This window comes from Pseudomonas sp. GOM7 (assembly GCF_026723825.1).
GTDB lineage: Bacteria > Pseudomonadota > Gammaproteobacteria > Pseudomonadales > Pseudomonadaceae > Aquipseudomonas.
This window is the reverse complement of record NZ_CP113519.1, coordinates 2530778-2548764: the sequence shown is the minus strand read 5'-3', so window position 1 is coordinate 2548764 and position 17987 is coordinate 2530778. Positions and strand designations below refer to the sequence as shown.

Genomic DNA, 17987 nt, shown 5'->3' with positions numbered 1-17987 from the left:
CATGACTCACCCCGTTTCCAGACCCAGGAGTTATCCGCGATGGATGCCATCATTCTCGACCTCGGCGACGATATCAAAGGCGACAGTCTGCTCGAGGGCTACACCGACAAGATCGAACTGATGTCCTACAGCCACAACGTGGCGATGCAGGTCACCAACGACGTCAGCAACTCGGAGCGCACCTCCGGCAAGCCGCACATCGGTGAGTTCACCGTCACCAAGTTCGTCGACACCTCTACCCCCTCACTCAACGAATACTGCTGCGCCGGCAAGCCCATCACCAAGGCCACCATCACCATTGGCCGCAACGCTGCCGAGGGCGACGGCAAGCTGCTGCCGTTCATCATCTACACCCTCGACAACGTGGTGCTCTCCAACGTCAGCGTCAGCGGTGGTGCGGGTGGCAAGCCGGTGGAAACCCTGTCGCTGAACTTCACCAAGATCAAATGGGAGCTCACCGCGCAGAAGGACGATGGCACCAAGGAAGGCACCGCGGCTTCCACCTGGGATCTGGCCGCCAACAAACTCGTCAAGTAAGGAAAACCAGACGTGCGCGCCCCCCTGTTCGAGCGCCTCTGCACCCAGGAGGACGAGGCGCCGGACTTCAACCACGAGGCATTGGCCGAGTCCGTCCGCCAGGAGTTGCTGCGTTTGCTCAATACCCGTCGCCCGCAACGCACTGCCGGTCGAGCACTCACCCTGCTCGACTACGGCATCGCCGACTGGGCCGCCCTGCAGGCCTTGCGCGCCGATGATCGGCGCTTGCTGCTGCGCGAGGTGCGCGCCGCCGTGCAGCACTTCGAGCCGCGCCTGCAGCTCAGCGCGGTCGATGTCGAGGCCATGCCCGGGCAACCTCAGCGCCTGAACATCCGCCTGGCCGGGCACCTGCGCAGCGGCCAAGCTAGCTGGCCGGCAGTCTTCCTGCTGGCACCTGGCGAAGCCGGCATGGAGGTGCGCCATGAGCGACTCGATTGATGCCGAACTGCTCGACTACTACCAGCGCGAACTGACCTGGCTGCGCCACGCCGGCACAGGCTTCGCACGCCGTCATCCCAAGGTGGCCAGGCGCCTGGAACTGGCACCCGGGGAATGCCCCGACCCGCACGTCGAACGTCTGCTGGAAGGCTTCGCCCTGCTCACCGCACGGCTGCACCGGCGCCTTGACGACGACTACGCCGAATTCAGCGATGCGCTGCTGGAGCAGCTCTATCCCCTGGCCCTGCGCCCCCTGCCGTCCTGTGCCATCGTGCAGTTCGAGCCGAACGCGACCCAGGGCAACCTCGCCGAAGGCTATACCCTGCCACGCGATACCCCTTTGTTCGTCACCACCCGCGACCAGGCCAGCGTGCACTGGCGCACCAGTGCCCAGGTCGAGCTATGGCCGCTGCGTATCCGTGAGGCCACCCTGCTCGATGGTGACGCGGCGGTGGCGTTCACCGGCCACCCCTTGGCCCGCTCCGCCCTGCGCCTGAGCCTGGAATGCCTGGGTGAATTCGACTGGGCGCAATTACCGGTGCGCAGCCTGCGCGTGCACCTGGCGGCGTCGCCGATGACCAATGCCATTCTCTACGACCTGCTCGCCGCTCGCTGCCTGGGGCTCTGGAGCGGTGCCCCCGGCCAGCCGCTGCAGCCGGTGAGCGCAATGCCCTCGCCGGTGGGTTTCGCCGACGACCAGGCGCTGCTGCCCGATGAGGATGGTCAGCATCCCGGCCTGCGTCTGCTGGCCGAGTACTTCGCCTTCCCCGACAAGTTCGCCTTCTTCGACCTGCCATTGCTGCCACCGACGCAAGGCGGTCGCATTTGCCAACTGGTGATCGCCTTCGACCGCGCCCCCGTGGGCCGACCGCACCTGCAGGCCAGCGAACTACGCCTGGGCTGCACCCCGGCGATCAACCTGTTCCCGCGCACCTCAGAGCCTCTGCGCCCGGACGGCAGCCGCAGCGAATACCGCCTGGTGGCCGATGCCCACCGCGAAAGCAGCGTGGAGATCTACAGCATCCGCAGCCTGCGCGCCGCCACGCCGCAGGGCGTGCGCCGAGTACCGGCTTATTACGGGCATGACCATGGCGACGCAGGCCTGTACTGGCATGCGCGCCGTGTGCAGGGCCTGAACCCCACGCGACCCGGCAGCGACCTGTTGCTGAGCCTGGTGGACACCGCGTTCGACCCGCTACAGGATGCCCCCGAATACAGCCTGACCGCCGAGCTACTGTGCACCAGCCGGCACCTGGCCGAGCAACTGCCCGCTGGCACCCGCCTGGGCTTCGAGCGCCCGGGGCCGGTAGCTCTGGCCAGCCTGTTGAGCACGCCCAGCGTGCAGAGCCTGCCCCGACTGTCCGGTCCCTCGCGCTGGCGCCTGGTCTCGCAACTGAGCCTCAACCACCTTTCCCTGGTGGAAGGCCCCGACGCCCTCGAAGCACTGCGCGAAATGCTCCACCTGCACAACCTGCGCGACGAAGCCGGGCCAAGGCGCCAGGTGGAAGGCCTGCTGGAGCTGACCTGCGAGCGCGTGGTGGCGCGGGTCGGTGAAGACGCCTGGCGTGGCTGGCGCAATGGCCTGGAAGTACGCATCCGCCTGGATGCGGAGCATTTCGCCGGTAGCAGCGCCGTGCTGTTCTCCGCCGTGCTGGCGCAATTCTTCTCCCTCTATGCCACACCCAACCGCTTCGTGCGCACGGTGCTGGTGGATCACGACAAGGAGGTACGGACATGGCAGCCCCAGGCCGGCAAGCCGCTGAACCTCTGAGCCAGCGCCTGCGCCAGAACCCTCAGGCCTTCGAGTTCCTCCAGGCCCTGTTGTTGCTGGAACGCGAGCGCCCCGATGCCACGCCGCTCGGCCTGGGCAGCAGCCCCGAGGCTGAGGCCGTGCGCCTGCGCGGCCCACTGACGCCGACTTTCGCCGCCAGCCAGGTCACGCGCCTGGAAGAGCCCTCCGGCGAGCCGCTCACCCTGAGCACCGCCGTGTTCGGCCTGGGCGGCCCCGACGGCCCGCTGCCCTACGCCTATCAGGAATGGCTGCAGCAACGCGCCCGCCTCAAGGATCATGCCCCGGCAGACTTCCTTGACCTGTTCCACAACCGCCTGCTCGCCCAGCTCTACCGGGTGCTCGGGCGTCATCGCCTGGCCCTGGGCTTTCAGCGCCCGGAGCAGGCTCCGGCACGCCACCTGCTGCAGGCCCTGAGCGGCCTGTTGCCCCGTGGCCTGCAAGGGCGCATGGCCCTACCGGATACCGCCATCACCACCCGCACCGCCCTGCTGCATGGCCCACGCCGTTCCCTGGCCGGCTTCGCCGTGCTGGTAAGGCATCAGTTCGGCGTGACCGTGGACTATGACGCCTACCAGGGTGCCTGGCGCGAGATTCCGCCGGCCAGCCGCAGCCGCCTGCAACGCGGCGGGCGCAATCTCGGCCTGGGCCGCAACGCCGTCGCCGGCACCCGAGTCTGGGACGAGCACGCCGGTATCCGCCTGACCCTCGGCCCGCTAGCAGCGGAGCAGGCGTCGGCCTATCTGCCCGGAGGCGAACAGCATGAACGCCTGGCGGATCTGGCCAGCTTCTATCTCGGCCCGGATACCGACTGCCATCTGCGCCTGCTGGTACGCCCCGGCAACCCCTTGCGCCTGGATCGCCAACAACCGCCGCGCCTGCGCTGGAGCGGCGGCCTGCAACGCGCGGGGGCGACCACCTTGCAACGCATCGACACCCGCCTGCGCCACAAGGAGATGCGCTGATGGAACTCGCCGGGCTGATCGGTCGCCTCAACGCAGACAGCCGCCGCGCACTGGAACGCGCCGCGCAGCGCTGCCTGCAACGCAGCCATCACTACGTGGAGATCGAGCACCTGCTGCTGGAGCTGCTCGACATCGAAGGCGGCGATTTCGCCTACCTGCTGCCGCGCTTCGGTCTGGAACGGGACAGCGTGGCCACCGAGATCAACCGCGCCCTGGAGCTGTTCAAGGCCGGTAGCACCCGCACCCCCGCCCTCTCCGCGCAGACCATCGGCCTGCTGGAAGACGCCGTGGTGCAGGCCAGCGTGCAGGGCCAGGCGAGCATTCGTTCCGGCCTGCTGCTGCTCGCCCTGCTCGATCGCGACGAGCGCCGCAGCCTGCTGCTCAACAGCGCCTCCTCACTGCTGCGTATCCCCCGCGAAGCGCTGCGCGCCAACCTGCTGGAATGGACCCAGGCCTCCCGCGAATACAGCGGCGGCCCCGGCCCGGCTGGCAAGGCCCGGCCCACCCAGGAGGCCTCGCAGGACAGCCTGCTCGACCAGTACACCCAGGATCTCACCGCCGACGCCCGCGCCGGGCGCATCGACCCCATAGTCGGGCGCGACGGCGAAATCCGCCAGAGCATCGACATCCTTCTGCGCCGTCGGCAGAACAACCCGATCCTGGTCGGCGCCCCCGGTGTCGGCAAGACCGCCGTGGTCGAAGGCCTGGCCCTGCGCATCGCCGCTGGCGACGTGCCGCCGCCGCTGCAGAACGTCATCCTGCGCGTACTTGACCTCGGCCTGCTGCAGGCCGGCGCCGGGGTCAAGGGCGAATTCGAGCAGCGCCTCAAGGGCGTGATCGATGCGGTGCGAGGCAGCGAACAGCCGATCATCCTGTTCATCGACGAGGCCCACACCCTGATCGGCGCCGGTGGCAGCGAGGGCGGTAGCGACGCCGCCAACCTGCTCAAGCCGGCCCTGGCCCGTGGCGAACTGTGCACCCTCGCCGCCACCACCTGGCTGGAATACAAGAAGTACTTCGAGAAAGACCCGGCCCTGGCCCGCCGTTTCCAACTGGTGCAGGTGGAAGAACCCGACGAGGCCACCACCGTGGAAATGCTGCGCGGCGTCGCCGCCAAGCTGGAACAGCACCATGGCGTGCAGGTGCTCGATAGCGCCATTCAGGACGCGGTCAAGCTCTCCCACCGCTACATTTCTGGCCGCCAGTTGCCGGACAAGGCCATCAGCGTGCTCGACACCGCCTGCGCCCGTGTATCCCTCGGCCAGCACGACGTACCGCCACCGCTGGAAAGCCTGCGCCACCGCGAAGTAGCGGTGAGCGAAGAACTGCAACGCCTGCGCCGCGAACAGACCACCGGTCTCGACCACCGCGAACGCATCACCGCCCTGGAGCAGGAATCCGCCAGCAACCGCAGCGCCATTCGTGAACTGGAAACCCGCTGGGGCGAAGAACGCGAAGCCGTGCGCGAACTGCTGGAGGCCCGCCGCGAGCTGCTGGCCCTGAGCGAAAGCGCCGATACCAGCCAGCCCGACGAGGCCGTGGACGAGCGCATCGACCATCTAGCCGCCGAACTGGCGCGCCTGGAGGCCGGCCTCGACGCCATCCGCCAGGACGACCCGCTGGTGCCCGAACAGGTGGACTCACGCACCGTGGCCGCCGTGATTGCCGGTTGGACTGGCATCCCCATCGGCAAGATGCTTGCCGATGAAGCCTACGCTGTGCGCACCCTCGGCCAGCGCCTGGGGCAGAGGGTCATGGGCCAGAACAGCGCCCTGGCCACCATCGCCCAGCGCATCCAGGCCTACCGCGCCGGCCTGACCGACCCGGCCAAGCCGGTGGGTGTGTTCCTGCTGGTCGGCCCTACCGGCGTCGGCAAGACCGAAACCGCCTACGCCCTGGCCGACGCTCTCTACGGCGGTGAGCGCAACCTCATCAGCATCAACCTCTCCGAGTACCAGGAGGCCCACACCGTCAGCCAGCTCAAGGGCGCCCCGCCCGGCTACGTCGGCTACGGCACTGGTGGCGTGCTCACCGAAGCCGTGCGCCGCCGGCCCTACTCCGTGGTGCTGCTGGACGAAATCGAAAAGGCCCACCCCGACGTGCTGGAGGCCTTCTACAACGTCTTCGACAAGGGCGTGATGGAAGACGGCACCGGCCTGGTAGTGGACTTCAAGAACACCGTGATGCTCGCCACCAGCAACGTTGGCGCCGAACTGGTGCTGGACACCCCCACCGACCAGCTCGGCAGCGACGCCTTCAACGAACGCCTGCGCAAGGTGCTGCTACAGGCCTTCCGCCCCGCCTTCCTGGCCCGCATGACCGTGGTGCCCTACCGCCCACTGGACGAAGCCACGCTGGAAGGCATCGTCCTGGCCAAGCTGGAAAAACTGCGCGAACGCTACAAGGCCGCCACCGGCAAACAGTTCGACTTCGACCCTGCCATCGTCAAGGCCGTGCTCGCCAAATGCAGCTCGGCGGGCGCACGAGATATCGAGAACGTGCTGATGGCGCAGGTGACGGGGAAATTGGCGGAGTGGGTGTTGGAGTGAATACACCGTTATCCCGAGAAGATAAAAACATTCAAGGAAAGTAGATACGCGGTCGCCGCGAATCAGTAACCAGGAGTTTCCAGATGCCCATGCCGGACTATACCGCCAAGGATCTCACTCTTTTCTCCACCATTATCAGCCGAGCGGCAAGCCTGCGAGACTGGGGTGCTGAGCTTCGAGAGGGGTCTGGTACGGCAATCGAGGAAGTGCAGTGCATGCAGTTTCGCGACTCACTCTATATCGCCGGTAACCATGGAGAACATCACCCCATCGCCAATTTCTTTCGGGCATTCGGTGTTTCTAACCATACGACCTTCATTGATTGTCTACGCTACAGTTACTGGTTGCTGACTGTTCCCTTCACTAGCCGCCCCACTGATGTCGGCAGGTCATATCAGGGAGAATTCAGTGACCAGGACAGTATTACCTTGGCCTATGCAGCCTCAAGCCTAGGGCATATTGCACCGCTGTCCACAACGGAGTCTGCCCGAGCCAAAGTACTGGTTACCACTACAAATCTAACAACTATAAACACCCAGCAAAAGCTAGCCTGGTTCCTGAAAAAATTCACCGGAGCGCCGGCGCTGAATGGACTCAATCGAACCGCTGCCACTGACTTCCACTATTCACCCAATTACAACGGCGAGTACGCAATCAATTTGCTAAACGACTCCACACCTGTTCACGCCGAACTAAAACTTATGCGAATGCTGGCATACGCACACACGAAGGACTTATTGCCAAGAAAGACTGGAAGAGTCAGGGTTGGCGGTCTAAAGAGGACCTGTGCTTATTGCGCCGCATGGATCGATCATTTCAAACCCTGGATGCATAGAGAATTTGAAGTCAGGATCGACCTGCCAGCAGATGACACTCGCGCAACCGGGAGCGGTGCGGGCCAACGCCCAAGCGACATAGGAGAGTCAGCGTTCGGGAATTATGTACAGGCTTTATTCAGTGGCGCGACCAACAACAACTGTACGGACATAGCAGCTCTCGCCGGCGATCCACAATGGTGAACATACTGATAAGAGTCATAGGCCACGCGAGCACACTCTTCATATAAATATCACACTTGCCCCAGAAGGCGCCGCCCATTCATGCATTATAGCTCCCATTTTTCATGACGAAAAATCTATATCATCAAAGACCTTCGCAGACTCGACATTGGCCAATAGATTTTCCGAACAAAGTGAATTTTTCCAAAAATCTTTCCTAGGACAATAGAACATGCGAATCGCAAGCTTCAATATTGAAAAAAGCGGGCTTTCCTCAACATTAGCAAAGAGGTCGCAGGTCGATTTTTTTGTGTCACATTGCGTCCAATTGGGAACGGATCTAATCTTTCTATGCGAAGTACACTCCGCTCAGGAAGACAACTACATCAATAATCTTGGCGATATTTACAGAGACTACAACGTAGGACGCCACAAAGGAGGTTACTCCAACAGCTACATTGTCATGAGTAAAAAAAGCGCCACCCTGACAATTAGCAGCCAAGGGAATTTATTTGCTTTAAATCGTGATCTCATAGCTGTAGAGGCCCAAGGCGTTAATGGCTATTCCGGCCTCATCTTCCTTGCACATTTCAAGTCCGGACAAAACAAACAAACCAAGAGCCAGTTAAATGCCTGCACACAACTTGGTGGGCGCTGGGTCGCTACTGGAGACTTGAACTTAGACATTACCAAGGTAGGCGAATTGGACTCACCGGGAATTGCCCATGATTGCTGGAACGGAAAACCCACGCACAGGAGCGGCGGAATTCTAGATTGGGTTCTCGCTTCGGTGGATGTGAGGGTGTCGCCTGTCGACATTACCCATTTTGAGCATGATTTCGATATGAATGGGCCAGATCATCGTCCTATTTTATTCGATGTGTTTTCTGCCTAGAAAAAAGAGACAGATCATACCTGTATTTAGATAGCATGTAGCAGATGCTGCATCTGGTGATGCACTCCCTATTACCCGAGCAAGCCATGGCGCAACCAGATTGAAACCTCGTAACAGCCGTTAGACAGGAGCGAGATAATTGGCAAGGCTTAAATTCTTTATTTTTAGCGACCCAGGGATCTTAGAGCGAATTTCCGAACACAGTTTAGTCACAAGCTTATGGCAAAACACGCTTCGCAATCTGGCTTGCTGTTTCGATTTTTATTATTTCGACACTAAAAGTCCAACTCTCCCTTCGACCTCAGCATTGGTCAATTCAGCCCAACATGTATTGCCTACCAGTATTTCTCCTGCGGAAGTCAACAACAAGATAAAAGCGATGCAGCCCAACGACGAATTGTGGGTAGCCGCCATGCCGAAAGTGACTGTTAGCTGGACTAGCTGGAGAACTGAACTCTACTGCCCTGGCCCGGGTTTCGTGAGGGAAGTCAGCACCCTGGATAGCTGCTTGGGGAATATGGGGAAAGCTATCAAAGATTCACTGGCACGGGGTTGCCGCCTATTCGTTGGGCCCGAAACCTATTTCCACAACGGTACCTTGAGAGATCCGCAGCCTCTGAGCGCAGACGAAAAATTGCAGCTAGACGAAGCTATGCAAAAGTTGACTGCAGATTTCGACATGGCGTTGGTGATTGCTGGCACCGTTTACTGGGTGGATGCCGAAAAGCGGGTGCATAACTCCCTGTTGGCGTTCTCCGGGGGAGTGAATCTCTGCACTGGCGCTACGGCTTACGATAAAAAAGAGTGGACCGGAGAAGAGCAGGAGGCTGGCCGAGCTGTAGGAACTCCCGTTATTGGTGAAAAGAACTTTACCAAAATTTCATGGCAAACCCTGACCGTGCTAGTGCAGATATGTCAGGACTCAGCACCAGACGCGCAGGTGCGGCTAGAGCCTTGCGACATACACATCATCGTGGGTAACGGCACTGGCGCGCTCAGCCTCAAACAACGCCCGGGAGGCGTTGGCGCTTATGCTGATGCGCAAGGAAAAGGGCGCTTTCAAGATGCGTTCAATATCCATGATGTAGGTTCTGGACACCATGCCTGTCAGTTGAGTCTGGCCTGGCGTCCGGCCCTGGTTAAGGGACTCTGAATATGAAGGCCTCTGGAACCAGCCTCTCCCTCAGCGCCTCTGCCCTGACGGATCTTTACCCCCAGGCGCTTTCCGGGGACGAGGCGTTGAACGAGCTGGGCAGCATGACTCTCCACGGCGACAGCGCCACGGCGCTGACCTTGAGCAGTGCCGTGGCCACGCATATCACCGCCATCCTGCACAACGACGCCAACCAGCGCCCCCTCGATGCGCTGGTCGTGGAGATTCGCCAGCTCCCCGCCGATGCCACTGCTGACCGCTATCAGGTGGTGTTGCGCCCCTGGCTCTGGTGGCTGACGCTGGCCAGCAACAATCGGGTGTTCCAGAACCTTTCCACCAGCGACATCGTTACCACCATCTTCAAAGCCCATGGCTTTACCGACTTCAAGCTGTCGCTCTCCGGTAGCTACGAGCCGCGCGAGTATTGCGTGCAGTACGGGGAGACGGATTTTGCCTTCGTCTCGCGGCTGCTGGAGGAGGAAGGCATCTTCTGGTTCTTCACCCATGAGGACGGCAAGCACACGCTGGTGCTGGGCGATAGCAGCGATGCCTTCGTGCAGATTCCCAATGGGCCGAAGGTGCCCTACCTTGGCCAGGGTATCGGCGTGCGTGAACTGCATGGCATACGCTCGGCGCAGTACAGCGTGCAGGCGGTGAGCGGGGTGTACAGCGCCACGGACTACGCTTTCACCACCCCCACCACCTCGCTCTACAGCAATGCCGAAGCGGTGGCCGGGCCGCTGTCGATGTATGAACACCCGGGCGGCTATATCGCCAAGGCGCGCGGCGATGCCTTGACCAAGCAGCGCGTGGACGGGCTGCGCAGCCAGGAGAAGCGCCTGATCGGCGAGAGCGACTGCCGCTGGCTGGTGCCCGGCCACTGGTTCACCCTCACCGGGCATGACGACACCAGCCTCAATATCGACTGGGTGGTGACCTCCGTTACCCATGACGCCAGCCACGAGCACTACCGCAACCGCTTCGAGGCCATCCCCAAGGCTACCGCCTACCGCCCGCCCCGCCTCACGCCCAAGCCGCGCATGCACACCCAGACCGCGCAGGTGGTGGGCAAGGCCGGCGAGGAAATCTGGACCGACCAGTACGGCCGTATCAAGATCCAGTTCCCCTGGGATCGCGACGGCAAGAACGACGAAACCTCGTCCTGCTGGGTGCGCGTGGTGCTGCCCTGGAGCGGCAAGGGCTTCGGCATGCAGTTCATCCCGCGCATCGGCCAGGAAGTGATCGTCACCTTCATCGACGGCGACCCGGATCGCCCGCTGGTCACCGGCTGCGTCTACAACGGCGACAACACCCTGCCCTACGCCCTGCCGGACAACCAGACCCAGTCCGGCATCAAGACCAATTCCTCCAAGGGTGGCGGTGGCTTCAACGAGCTACGCTTCGAGGACAAGAAGGACGCCGAGGAAGTCTTCCTCCAGGCGCAGAAGGACATGACCGTCAACGTGCTCAACGACAGCACCGCCACCATCGGCCACGACGAAACCCTCACGGTACAGAACGCCCGCACCCGCACGGTGAAGGAAGGCGACGAGACCATCACACTGGAGAAAGGCAAGCGCACGGTGACCATCCAGACCGGCAGCGACAGCCTCGACGTGAAGGACAGCCGCACCGTCAGCGTCGGCGCCGATCAGACCCACAGCACCGGCGGCAACTATAGCCACAAGGTCAGCGGCAACTACGAGCTGACCGTGGACGGCAACCTCACCATCAAGGTAACCGGCACCCTCACCCTGCAGAGCAGCGGCGACTTCACCGCCAAGAGCGACAAGAACCTCACCACCCAGGCCGGCATGGCGCTCACCGACAAGGCTGGCACCTCGCTCACCAACCAGGCGGGCACCTCCCTGGACAACAAGGCCGGCACCACCCTGACCAACGACGCCGGCGTCAGCCTTACCAACAAGGCCGCCGCCGAACAGACCGTGGATGGCGGCGGCATGCTGACCATCAAGGGCGGCCTGGTAAAGGTCAACTGAGGCGCCCATGGCCAACGGCAACCTCGACCTCACCCGTGGCGACAGCCGCCTCCAGGGCAAATTGCAGGACGGCGTCCTCGACGGCCCGGTACGCATCCAGGAAGCCGGCCGCCCGCAGGCACAGCTCGGCTACGCCAATGGTGTGCTGCACGGCCCCAGCCTCCTCTACCACCCCAACGGCCAGGTGTCGGCACAACTGCCCTACGCCGACGGGCGCCTGCATGGCGTGGCCCAGTACTTCGCCGCCGAAGGCTGGCTGCAGCGCAAGGTCGCCTACCGCCAAGGCTTGATGCACGGCGAAGCCAGCAGCTACTACCCGGACGGCAGCCTGGCCGAGCTGGAGCTGTACCGCGATGGCGTGCGTGACGGCCTCTATCAGCGCTTCCATGGCAACGGCCAGGTCGCGCATCGCAGCCGCTACCTCAACGGCAAGCCACTGGATGAAGGTCAGGGCTTCGCCGAGGACGGCCGCCCACTGGATGCCGACGGCAAACCCATCTCGCGGCTGCGCTGGTGGTGGCGGCGATGGAACGAATCGGCCGAAGCCTAGCGGAGCGCTGCAAACGAGCCTGAGCAGGGGCATGACTTCGGCAATCATCGGTCTGGGGCACCGATCTGCACGGTGACGCCTGCCCGCTGCGCCGCTCATGGCGGCTCGGCACCGAGCCTGTCCCACATGGCGCGGGTCAGGCGCTGGCGGTTGGCGTAGCCGGCCCAGGGATCCTGGCGCAGCCCCTCGAGGCGTTGCTGCAGATTGGCGAGCGTCCACTGCTGGGCGCTACGCAGGCCATCCAGCTCGTCCCGGGCGATCGGCACCGATACCGGCAGGCCGGGTCGCGCGCGCACCGAATAGGCCGATACCGTGCTGGCGCCACGGCCGTTGCGCAGGTAGTCGATGAAGATCTTACCCACCCGGTTCTTCGGCCCCGAGGTCGCGGTGAAACGCTCCGGCAACTGCCGCGCCATGAACTGCGCCAAGGCCTTGGCGAAGCCCTTGACCCTGTCCCAGCCGGCGTGCCGGGCAAGCGGCACGATGATATGCATGCCCTTGCCGCCACTGGTCTTGAGAAAGGCCTGCAGGCCCAGCTCGTCGAGTACGGCCAGGGTCAGCCGGGTTGCCTCCAGCATGCTGCGCCACGGCAGCGCCGGGTCCGGGTCGAGATCCAGCACGAAGTGATCCGGCGTTTCGATGCGGTCACTGGTGGCGCCCCAGCGGTGAAACTCGATGCAGCCCATCTGCGCGGCACCGACCAAGGCCGACACGCTGTCGATTTCCATCAGCCGCGCATGGCCTGGATCCAGCTTGGGATCGAGGTGCTTGATGTTGGGGATCGCCAGGCGCTCGGCGTGCTTCTGGAAGAACTGTTCGCCGGCGACCCCGTCCGGCGCCCGCACCAGCGATACCGGCCGGTTGCGCAGATAGGGCAGCAGCCACTCGGCGATATCCGCATAGAACTGGGCGAGCTGGAGTTTCGTGGTGCCGCTGTCCGGGTCTATCACCCGCTGCGGATGGCTGATCGGCACCCCGGCCACCACCGGCCTGGCGGATGACTTGCGCGTGCCGGTGACCTTGGGCTGGTCTTTTCCCGCTGCGCGCTCTGGCGTGTGCGGGTGCTCGCGCACGATCTGCGCCGCCGGCTTGTCATTGCGCAAGGCGATGAAGCTGGCCTGGCGCACGATGCCCTCACGGGTCCATTCGGCGAACTCCACTTCGCCGACCAGTTGCGGCTCGACCCAGCTCACGCCACGGGCCTGGGCGGCGGTGAGTTTCCGCTCCAATGGCGACTCGTCACGCGCCAGCTTGCGCAACTGCTGGTGCAGGGCCTTGAGCGCGGCCTGCCCGAACCCGGTACCGACCCGCCCGGCATAGCACAGCCCACCCGCCTCGTTCACCGCCAGCAGCAACGCGCCAAAGCCGCTGCGACTGCCCTGCGGCTGGGTGTAGCCGACGATCACGAATTCCTGACGCAGCCGGCACTTGAGCTTGATCCAGTCGGCGCTGCGCCGCGACAGGTAGAAGCTGCCGGAGCGCTTACCGATGACGCCTTCCAGCGACATGGCGCAGGCGCTCTCGATTATGTCCCGGTGATGGGCGCTGAAGGCCTCGGAAAAACGCAACGGGCTGCGCCGCGTACTACCCAGCGCAGCCTTGAGCCCGGCTCGCCGGGTTTCCAGGGGCGTCTGGCGCAGATCCTCGCCGTTGAGAAACGGCGCATCGAACAGGTAGTAGATGAGATCGTGGCTGCGGCCGATGTCGAAGGCGTTCTGCAGTTGCTGGAAGTCCGGCAGGCCTTGCTCATTGAGTGCCACGACCTCACCGTCCAGCCAGCTATCGCTCAGGCCCAGCTTGGCCAGGGCCTTGGCCTGCTGCGGCAGACGCTCCGTCCAGTCGTGGCCATTGCGGGTGAACAGGCGCACCTCAGCGCCTTGCACCCGCGCCAGGATGCGGTAACCGTCGAACTTCACCTCGTACAGCCAATCGCCTTCCGGCGGGCGCTCGGCCAGGGTCGCCAGTTGTGGCGCCAGTCTGTCGGGAAATGCTGCCTGCGTCTCGCGGCGCGGCACCGGCTTGGCGGCCGCCTTGCTCGGGCCACCGACCAGCGCCCCGCTGATCACGCTCTGCGGCTGCGCCTCGACGATGTCGTACTCGTCGCTGGAGCGCGCCGTGTCGTCGCGCTCCTTGATCAGCAGCCACTGTTCCTTGTCGCCACTGCCGCGCAGGGGCGTGCGCACCAGCGCCCAGTCTCCGGTGAGCTTTTCGCCCACCAGGGTGAACTTGAGTTTTCCGGCCTTGTAGGCGGCCGCCGGATCGCCCTGGGGCTGCCAGATGCCATGATCCCAGACGATCACGTCGCCCGCGCCGTAGTTGCCTTCGGCGATGCTGCCCTCGAAGCTGGCGTAATCCAGCGGGTGGTCTTCCACATGCACCGCCAGGCGCTTTTGCGTGGGATCCAGGCTCGGCCCCTTGGGCACCGCCCAACTCTTCAGGGTGCCGTCCAGCTCCAGGCGAAAGTCGTAGTGCAGGCGGCGCGCATCGTGCTTCTGCACCACGAAGCGCAGCGCACCGGCCTTGCTGCGGCGCTTGCGGGGTTGCTCGCGGGGCTCGCTGGTCTGCTCGAAATTGCGTTTGCGGTTGTATTCGCTCTGCGCTCTGGCCATGGTCGGTATCCCGGCTTATTTGCGTGCAGTCTTGGGGCTCTTGCGTGGCGTGCTCGCCTTGGGCCTGGCTTTCGCCTTGCTCTCGGGCTTGCCGCCGAGGCTGCGCTTGAGCAGCTCGGTCAGGTCGATGACATCGGCACTGCGCCGGGTCTCTTCGCCCTCGACCTGCTCGACGTTCTCGATCTTGCCGGCCTTGGCCTTCTTCTCCACCAGCGCCATGATGCGATCCTGAAAGCTGTCCTGATACTCGTCCGGCTGCCAGTCGGCGCTCATGTCCTTGATCAGGCGCTTGGCCATGTCCAGCTCGCTCTTGGCCAGCTTGGGCTTGGTCACCGAATCGTCCAGCTCCAGCGTCTCCAGCCCGCGCACTTCGCTGGGCCAGCGCAGTATCACCAGCACCATGGCCGACTCGATCGGCATCAGCGCCGCCAGGTGCTGGCGCGTGTGCAGCACCACGCGCGCCAAGGCCACCTTGTCGGTACCGCTCAGCGCCTCGCGCAGCAGCGCATAGACCTTCTCGCCACGGCGATCCGGGGCCAGGTAATAGGGCTTGTCGATATGCTGCAGGGGGATCTGCGCGCTGTCGACGAAGGCGAAGATATCGATGGTCTGCGTCGACTTGGGGTGCGCCTGGCGAATCTCTTCTTCGCTGAGCACCACGTAGCGGCCTTTCTCGTAGGCCACGCCCTTGACGATGTTCTCCTTGCTCACTTCCTTGCCGGTGGCCTTGTTCACCCGCTTGTAGCCGACCGGATCCATGCTGCGCTTGTCCAGCCAATCGAAGTCCACCCCCTGGGTCGAAGTGGCGGTCACCAGTGCAACCGGGATGTGCACCAGGCCGAAGCTGATGGCCCCCTTCCAGATGGCTCTAGGCATGACGCAGGTCTCCGTATCGAGCATGGCCGGCGCACAGGGCTGGCGCCTTTGAAATCTCAACGCTCATCGGCCCTCCTCTTCCCGGCATGGCCATCGGGCCTTACTTGCTGTGCTCCGGCGAGGACGGCGGTGGGTTCATCCCGCGTGGCCCGAACAGCGCCCACAGGCCCAGGCCCAGCACCGGCATAACGGCGATCAGCAGCGACCAAAGTGCCTTGGCTTCCACGCTCTTGTCGCTGCGGTAGACGCTGACGATGGCCCACAGATCGAGCAGGATGATGATCACGCCGAGCGCAATGAATAGCAGACTGATTTCACCGGGCATTTGGAAATTCCTCCGCGCAGGCTCATAGAGTTGTGGCCGCATCCAAGGCCTGCGGTTCAGAAAAAATTGACTCGAATGACCGCCACCTCGCGCCTCTCCAATGCCACATGCGAGTTGCGAGGTAACGCCCATGGCCTTTTCCGCCCTGCACCACCCGCGCTGCCCACGCCTGCAGGAGGTGGCGCCATGAGCGATGTGCGTATCGGCATTTCCGGCTGGCGCTACGCGCCCTGGCGCGGCGACTTCTACCCCAAGGGCCTGGTGCAGCACCGCGAGCTGGAGTTCGCCTCCCGCGCAGTCAGCAGCATCGAGATCAACGGCTCGTTCTACGGCCTGCAAACGCCCGAGCGTTACCGCAAATGGGCAGCGCAAACGCCAGAGGACTTCGTCTTCAGCGTCAAAGCGCCGCGCTTCATCACCCATGTGCGCCGGCTGCTGGACATCGACGAGCCACTGGCCAACTTCTTCGCCTCTGGGTTGCTGGGCATGAAGGAGAAACTCGGCCCGATCCTCTGGCAATTTCCCCCCAGCTTTCGCTTCGACGAACGCCTCTTCGCCGACTTTCTCGCCAAGCTGCCGGCAGACACCGATCAGGCGCGCAGCCTGGCCCGCCACGCCTCCGCCCGCCTGCACGTGGCGGGCTACCTGGATGCCACGGAGGATCGCCCGCTGCGCCATGCCGTGGAAATTCGCAACGCCAGTTTCTGCGATCCGGCCTTCATCGAGCTGCTGCGCCAACGTGGCGTCGCCCTGGTGGTGGCGGACACCGCGGGCAAATGGCCCTATGCCGAAGACATCACCGCCGATTTTCTCTACCTGCGCCTGCATGGCGATGCCGAACTCTATGTCAGCGGCTATTCGCCCGAAGCCCTGCAGCATTGGCAGCAGCGCATCGCAACCTGGGCCGCCGGTGGCCAGCCCGACGACGCCGAACTGATCGATGCATCACACCCACCCCGCCGAAGGCCACGGGATGTCTACTGCTATTTCGACAACGACGTGAAGGTGCGGGCGCCCTATGACGCCCGTGCCCTGCGGGAACTGTTGGAGCGAAGTTGATGGTCGATTGTTTCAGCGGACTGTTGCAGGCGCAAAAGAGCAACGGAGCGAGCACTTACTATCCACAGAATCAAATATGCTATATTTTGCTCTGTAGATTAAAGAGGGCTTCCCATGACCGCTACCGCCATCCAGCTTCAGGACTTCTCGAAAAGCCAGTGCGCCGCCGGTTTGCGCGCTGCGCTGAACATTCTCGACAAGTGGAAGGCCTCTCCCGAACAGGCCTGCCGAGTGCTGCGTATTTCCCGCAGCACCTACACCCGTGCCAGTCAGCAGGATGCTTCGTGGACAGTGAGCCTGGACGCCGACCAGATGCAGCGCGTCAGCCTGGTGTTGAATATCCATGCGGCACTGCGCGTGGTTTTCGACAATCCCGACAACGTCTACGGCTTTGCTCTGATGAAAAACCACAATGAGTTCTTCAACGGCCGTGCGCCGCTGGAAGTCATGGCACAAGGGGACATGATCTCGCTGTACGAAACGTTCCGGCGCATCGACACCCTGCGAGGTGCCCAGTGGTAATGCTCAGCGACCTTCCGTTGCTGGAAGATCACCCTGTACAAGCCTACCGCCTGGTCAATTCCAAGTTTCCGCCCATCGCCCTGTTCGATGACGTCGCCGATGCAGAGGACTTCGACGCCCTCTATCAGATCCAGGCGCTGACCAATCCACGGCTGCAGAACGAAATTGGTCGCCTGGAGCTGATCCCGCGCGATCAGATTCCCTTCGGCATCGCGGGCTGCTCCTATGCGACGGCCCCCTTCACCCACGTCAATCCGGGCGGTTCGCGCTTCAGCAACGGCAGCTTCGGCGTGCTGTACCTGGCGGACAGCATGGATACCGCGATTGCTGAGGTGTGCTACCACCAGCAACGCTATTGGTCGAAGGTGCCGGAACTCAACTATGAGCGCTTCGTGTTCAGAGGGCTGACCGCCAGCTTCAGCGAAGCGGGCTTGAGGGATGCCACGGTCATGCCGCTTTCAGACCCCATCTATGCCCCGGACGACTACACCCACTCGCACCGGCTGGGCGCGGAGCTCAAAGGAGCAGGATGCTCAGGCCTGCGTTATCACTCGGTTCGCGCTGCCGGCAACATCTGCTGGGCACTGATGACGCCGCGCCCCGTGACCTCGATCATCCAAAGTGCGCATTATGAAATGATCTGGAGCGGGCAAGTGGTCAGCGTCAATCAGATCACCACATTGCTGGCGACCTAGCCCGGTGCGCTCGTACAAAACCTAGAT

At 63.2% G+C, this 17987-nt stretch carries 16 protein-coding genes; 13 read left to right on the top strand and 3 right to left on the bottom strand.

Going from position 1 to position 17987, the window contains the following annotated elements; translation table 11 throughout:
• The first annotated feature begins 39 nt into the window (after nt 1-39).
• The 10 genes from OU800_RS11595 to OU800_RS11550 all read left to right on the top strand — a co-directional run bounded on the left by OU800_RS11595 (nt 40) and on the right by OU800_RS11550 (nt 11874).
• A complete protein-coding gene (locus OU800_RS11595) occupies nt 40-537 on the top strand; it encodes an Hcp family type VI secretion system effector (protein ID WP_268183951.1) in 498 nt (165 codons plus the stop codon).
• 12 nt (nt 538-549) lie between these two features.
• A complete protein-coding gene (gene tssE / locus OU800_RS11590; RefSeq protein ID WP_268183949.1) occupies nt 550-975 on the top strand; it encodes a type VI secretion system baseplate subunit TssE in 426 nt (141 codons plus the stop codon).
• Complete coding sequence (gene tssF / locus OU800_RS11585; protein ID WP_268183947.1) at nt 959-2746, top strand: type VI secretion system baseplate subunit TssF; 1788 nt, start codon at nt 959-961, stop codon at nt 2744-2746. Before tssE ends, tssF begins: the two co-directional genes overlap by 17 nt.
• The gene (gene tssG, locus OU800_RS11580) at nt 2710-3729 is read left to right on the top strand and encodes a type VI secretion system baseplate subunit TssG (RefSeq protein WP_268183944.1); all 1020 of its coding nucleotides are present in this window, start codon (nt 2710-2712) and stop codon (nt 3727-3729) included. The genes tssF and tssG overlap by 37 nt, the downstream gene beginning before the upstream one ends.
• Complete coding sequence (gene tssH / locus OU800_RS11575; protein WP_268183941.1) at nt 3729-6278, top strand: type VI secretion system ATPase TssH; 2550 nt, start codon at nt 3729-3731, stop codon at nt 6276-6278. The genes tssG and tssH overlap by 1 nt, the downstream gene beginning before the upstream one ends.
• An 83-nt stretch (nt 6279-6361) precedes the next feature.
• The gene (locus OU800_RS11570; protein WP_268183939.1) at nt 6362-7297 is read left to right on the top strand and encodes a hypothetical protein; all 936 of its coding nucleotides are present in this window, start codon (nt 6362-6364) and stop codon (nt 7295-7297) included.
• A 211-nt stretch (nt 7298-7508) separates the two neighbouring features.
• On the top strand, nt 7509-8171 hold the full coding sequence (locus OU800_RS11565; protein WP_268183937.1) for an endonuclease/exonuclease/phosphatase family protein: 663 nt from the start codon (nt 7509-7511) through the stop codon (nt 8169-8171).
• A 139-nt stretch (nt 8172-8310) separates the two neighbouring features.
• The gene (locus tag OU800_RS11560) at nt 8311-9324 is read left to right on the top strand and encodes a hypothetical protein (protein WP_268183935.1); all 1014 of its coding nucleotides are present in this window, start codon (nt 8311-8313) and stop codon (nt 9322-9324) included.
• A gap of 2 nt (nt 9325-9326) precedes the next feature.
• Nucleotides 9327-11324, top strand: coding sequence for a type VI secretion system Vgr family protein (gene tssI, locus OU800_RS11555; RefSeq protein ID WP_268183933.1), 1998 nt, complete (start codon nt 9327-9329; stop codon nt 11322-11324).
• Between the two features lie 7 nt (nt 11325-11331).
• On the top strand, nt 11332-11874 hold the full coding sequence (locus OU800_RS11550) for a toxin-antitoxin system YwqK family antitoxin (protein ID WP_268183931.1): 543 nt from the start codon (nt 11332-11334) through the stop codon (nt 11872-11874).
• Nucleotides 11875-11969: 95 nt separating this feature from the next.
• Here OU800_RS11550 and ligD read toward each other — a convergent pair whose 3' ends face one another.
• From ligD to OU800_RS11535, 3 genes are all read right to left on the bottom strand, one after another.
• Nucleotides 11970-14483, bottom strand: coding sequence for a DNA ligase D (gene ligD, locus OU800_RS11545; protein WP_268183929.1), 2514 nt, complete (start codon nt 14481-14483; stop codon nt 11970-11972).
• A gap of 15 nt (nt 14484-14498) precedes the next feature.
• A complete protein-coding gene (ku, locus tag OU800_RS11540) occupies nt 14499-15359 on the bottom strand; it encodes a non-homologous end joining protein Ku (protein WP_268183927.1) in 861 nt (286 codons plus the stop codon).
• A gap of 100 nt (nt 15360-15459) precedes the next feature.
• Nucleotides 15460-15684 (bottom strand): PLD nuclease N-terminal domain-containing protein, encoded by a 225-nt coding sequence (locus OU800_RS11535; protein ID WP_268183925.1) that lies wholly within the window; start codon nt 15682-15684, stop codon nt 15460-15462.
• 186 nt (nt 15685-15870) lie between these two features.
• On the opposite strand from OU800_RS11535, the gene OU800_RS11530 reads away from it, so the two are divergent.
• The 3 genes from OU800_RS11530 (at nt 15871) to OU800_RS11520 (ending at nt 17960) form a co-directional block, all read left to right on the top strand.
• A complete protein-coding gene (locus tag OU800_RS11530; RefSeq protein ID WP_268183923.1) occupies nt 15871-16743 on the top strand; it encodes a DUF72 domain-containing protein in 873 nt (290 codons plus the stop codon).
• A 114-nt stretch (nt 16744-16857) separates the two neighbouring features.
• The gene (locus tag OU800_RS11525) at nt 16858-17265 is read left to right on the top strand and encodes an antitoxin Xre-like helix-turn-helix domain-containing protein (RefSeq protein ID WP_268183921.1); all 408 of its coding nucleotides are present in this window, start codon (nt 16858-16860) and stop codon (nt 17263-17265) included.
• Complete coding sequence (locus OU800_RS11520) at nt 17265-17960, top strand: RES family NAD+ phosphorylase (RefSeq protein ID WP_268183919.1); 696 nt, start codon at nt 17265-17267, stop codon at nt 17958-17960. The genes OU800_RS11525 and OU800_RS11520 overlap by 1 nt, the downstream gene beginning before the upstream one ends.
• Nucleotides 17961-17987 lie beyond the last annotated feature (27 nt).

Excerpts from the sequence above, each read along its gene's own strand:
- tssG (WP_268183944.1), top strand. The coding sequence starts at position 2,710 with ATGGCAGCCCCAGGCCGGCAAGCCGCTGAACCTCTGAGCCAGCGCCTG.
- ku (WP_268183927.1), bottom strand. The coding sequence starts at position 15,359 with ATGCCTAGAGCCATCTGGAAGGGGGCCATCAGCTTCGGCCTGGTGCAC.
- OU800_RS11550 (WP_268183931.1), top strand. The coding sequence starts at position 11,332 with ATGGCCAACGGCAACCTCGACCTCACCCGTGGCGACAGCCGCCTCCAG.
- tssI (WP_268183933.1), top strand. The coding sequence starts at position 9,327 with ATGAAGGCCTCTGGAACCAGCCTCTCCCTCAGCGCCTCTGCCCTGACG.
- OU800_RS11595 (WP_268183951.1), top strand. The coding sequence starts at position 40 with ATGGATGCCATCATTCTCGACCTCGGCGACGATATCAAAGGCGACAGT.
- OU800_RS11570 (WP_268183939.1), top strand. The coding sequence starts at position 6,362 with ATGCCCATGCCGGACTATACCGCCAAGGATCTCACTCTTTTCTCCACC.
- OU800_RS11525 (WP_268183921.1), top strand. The coding sequence starts at position 16,858 with ATGACCGCTACCGCCATCCAGCTTCAGGACTTCTCGAAAAGCCAGTGC.
- tssF (WP_268183947.1), top strand. The coding sequence starts at position 959 with ATGAGCGACTCGATTGATGCCGAACTGCTCGACTACTACCAGCGCGAA.
- ligD (WP_268183929.1), bottom strand. The coding sequence starts at position 14,483 with ATGGCCAGAGCGCAGAGCGAATACAACCGCAAACGCAATTTCGAGCAG.
- OU800_RS11530 (WP_268183923.1), top strand. The coding sequence starts at position 15,871 with ATGAGCGATGTGCGTATCGGCATTTCCGGCTGGCGCTACGCGCCCTGG.
- OU800_RS11565 (WP_268183937.1), top strand. The coding sequence starts at position 7,509 with ATGCGAATCGCAAGCTTCAATATTGAAAAAAGCGGGCTTTCCTCAACA.
- OU800_RS11535 (WP_268183925.1), bottom strand. The coding sequence starts at position 15,684 with ATGCCCGGTGAAATCAGTCTGCTATTCATTGCGCTCGGCGTGATCATC.
- OU800_RS11520 (WP_268183919.1), top strand. The coding sequence starts at position 17,265 with ATGCTCAGCGACCTTCCGTTGCTGGAAGATCACCCTGTACAAGCCTAC.
- tssH (WP_268183941.1), top strand. The coding sequence starts at position 3,729 with ATGGAACTCGCCGGGCTGATCGGTCGCCTCAACGCAGACAGCCGCCGC.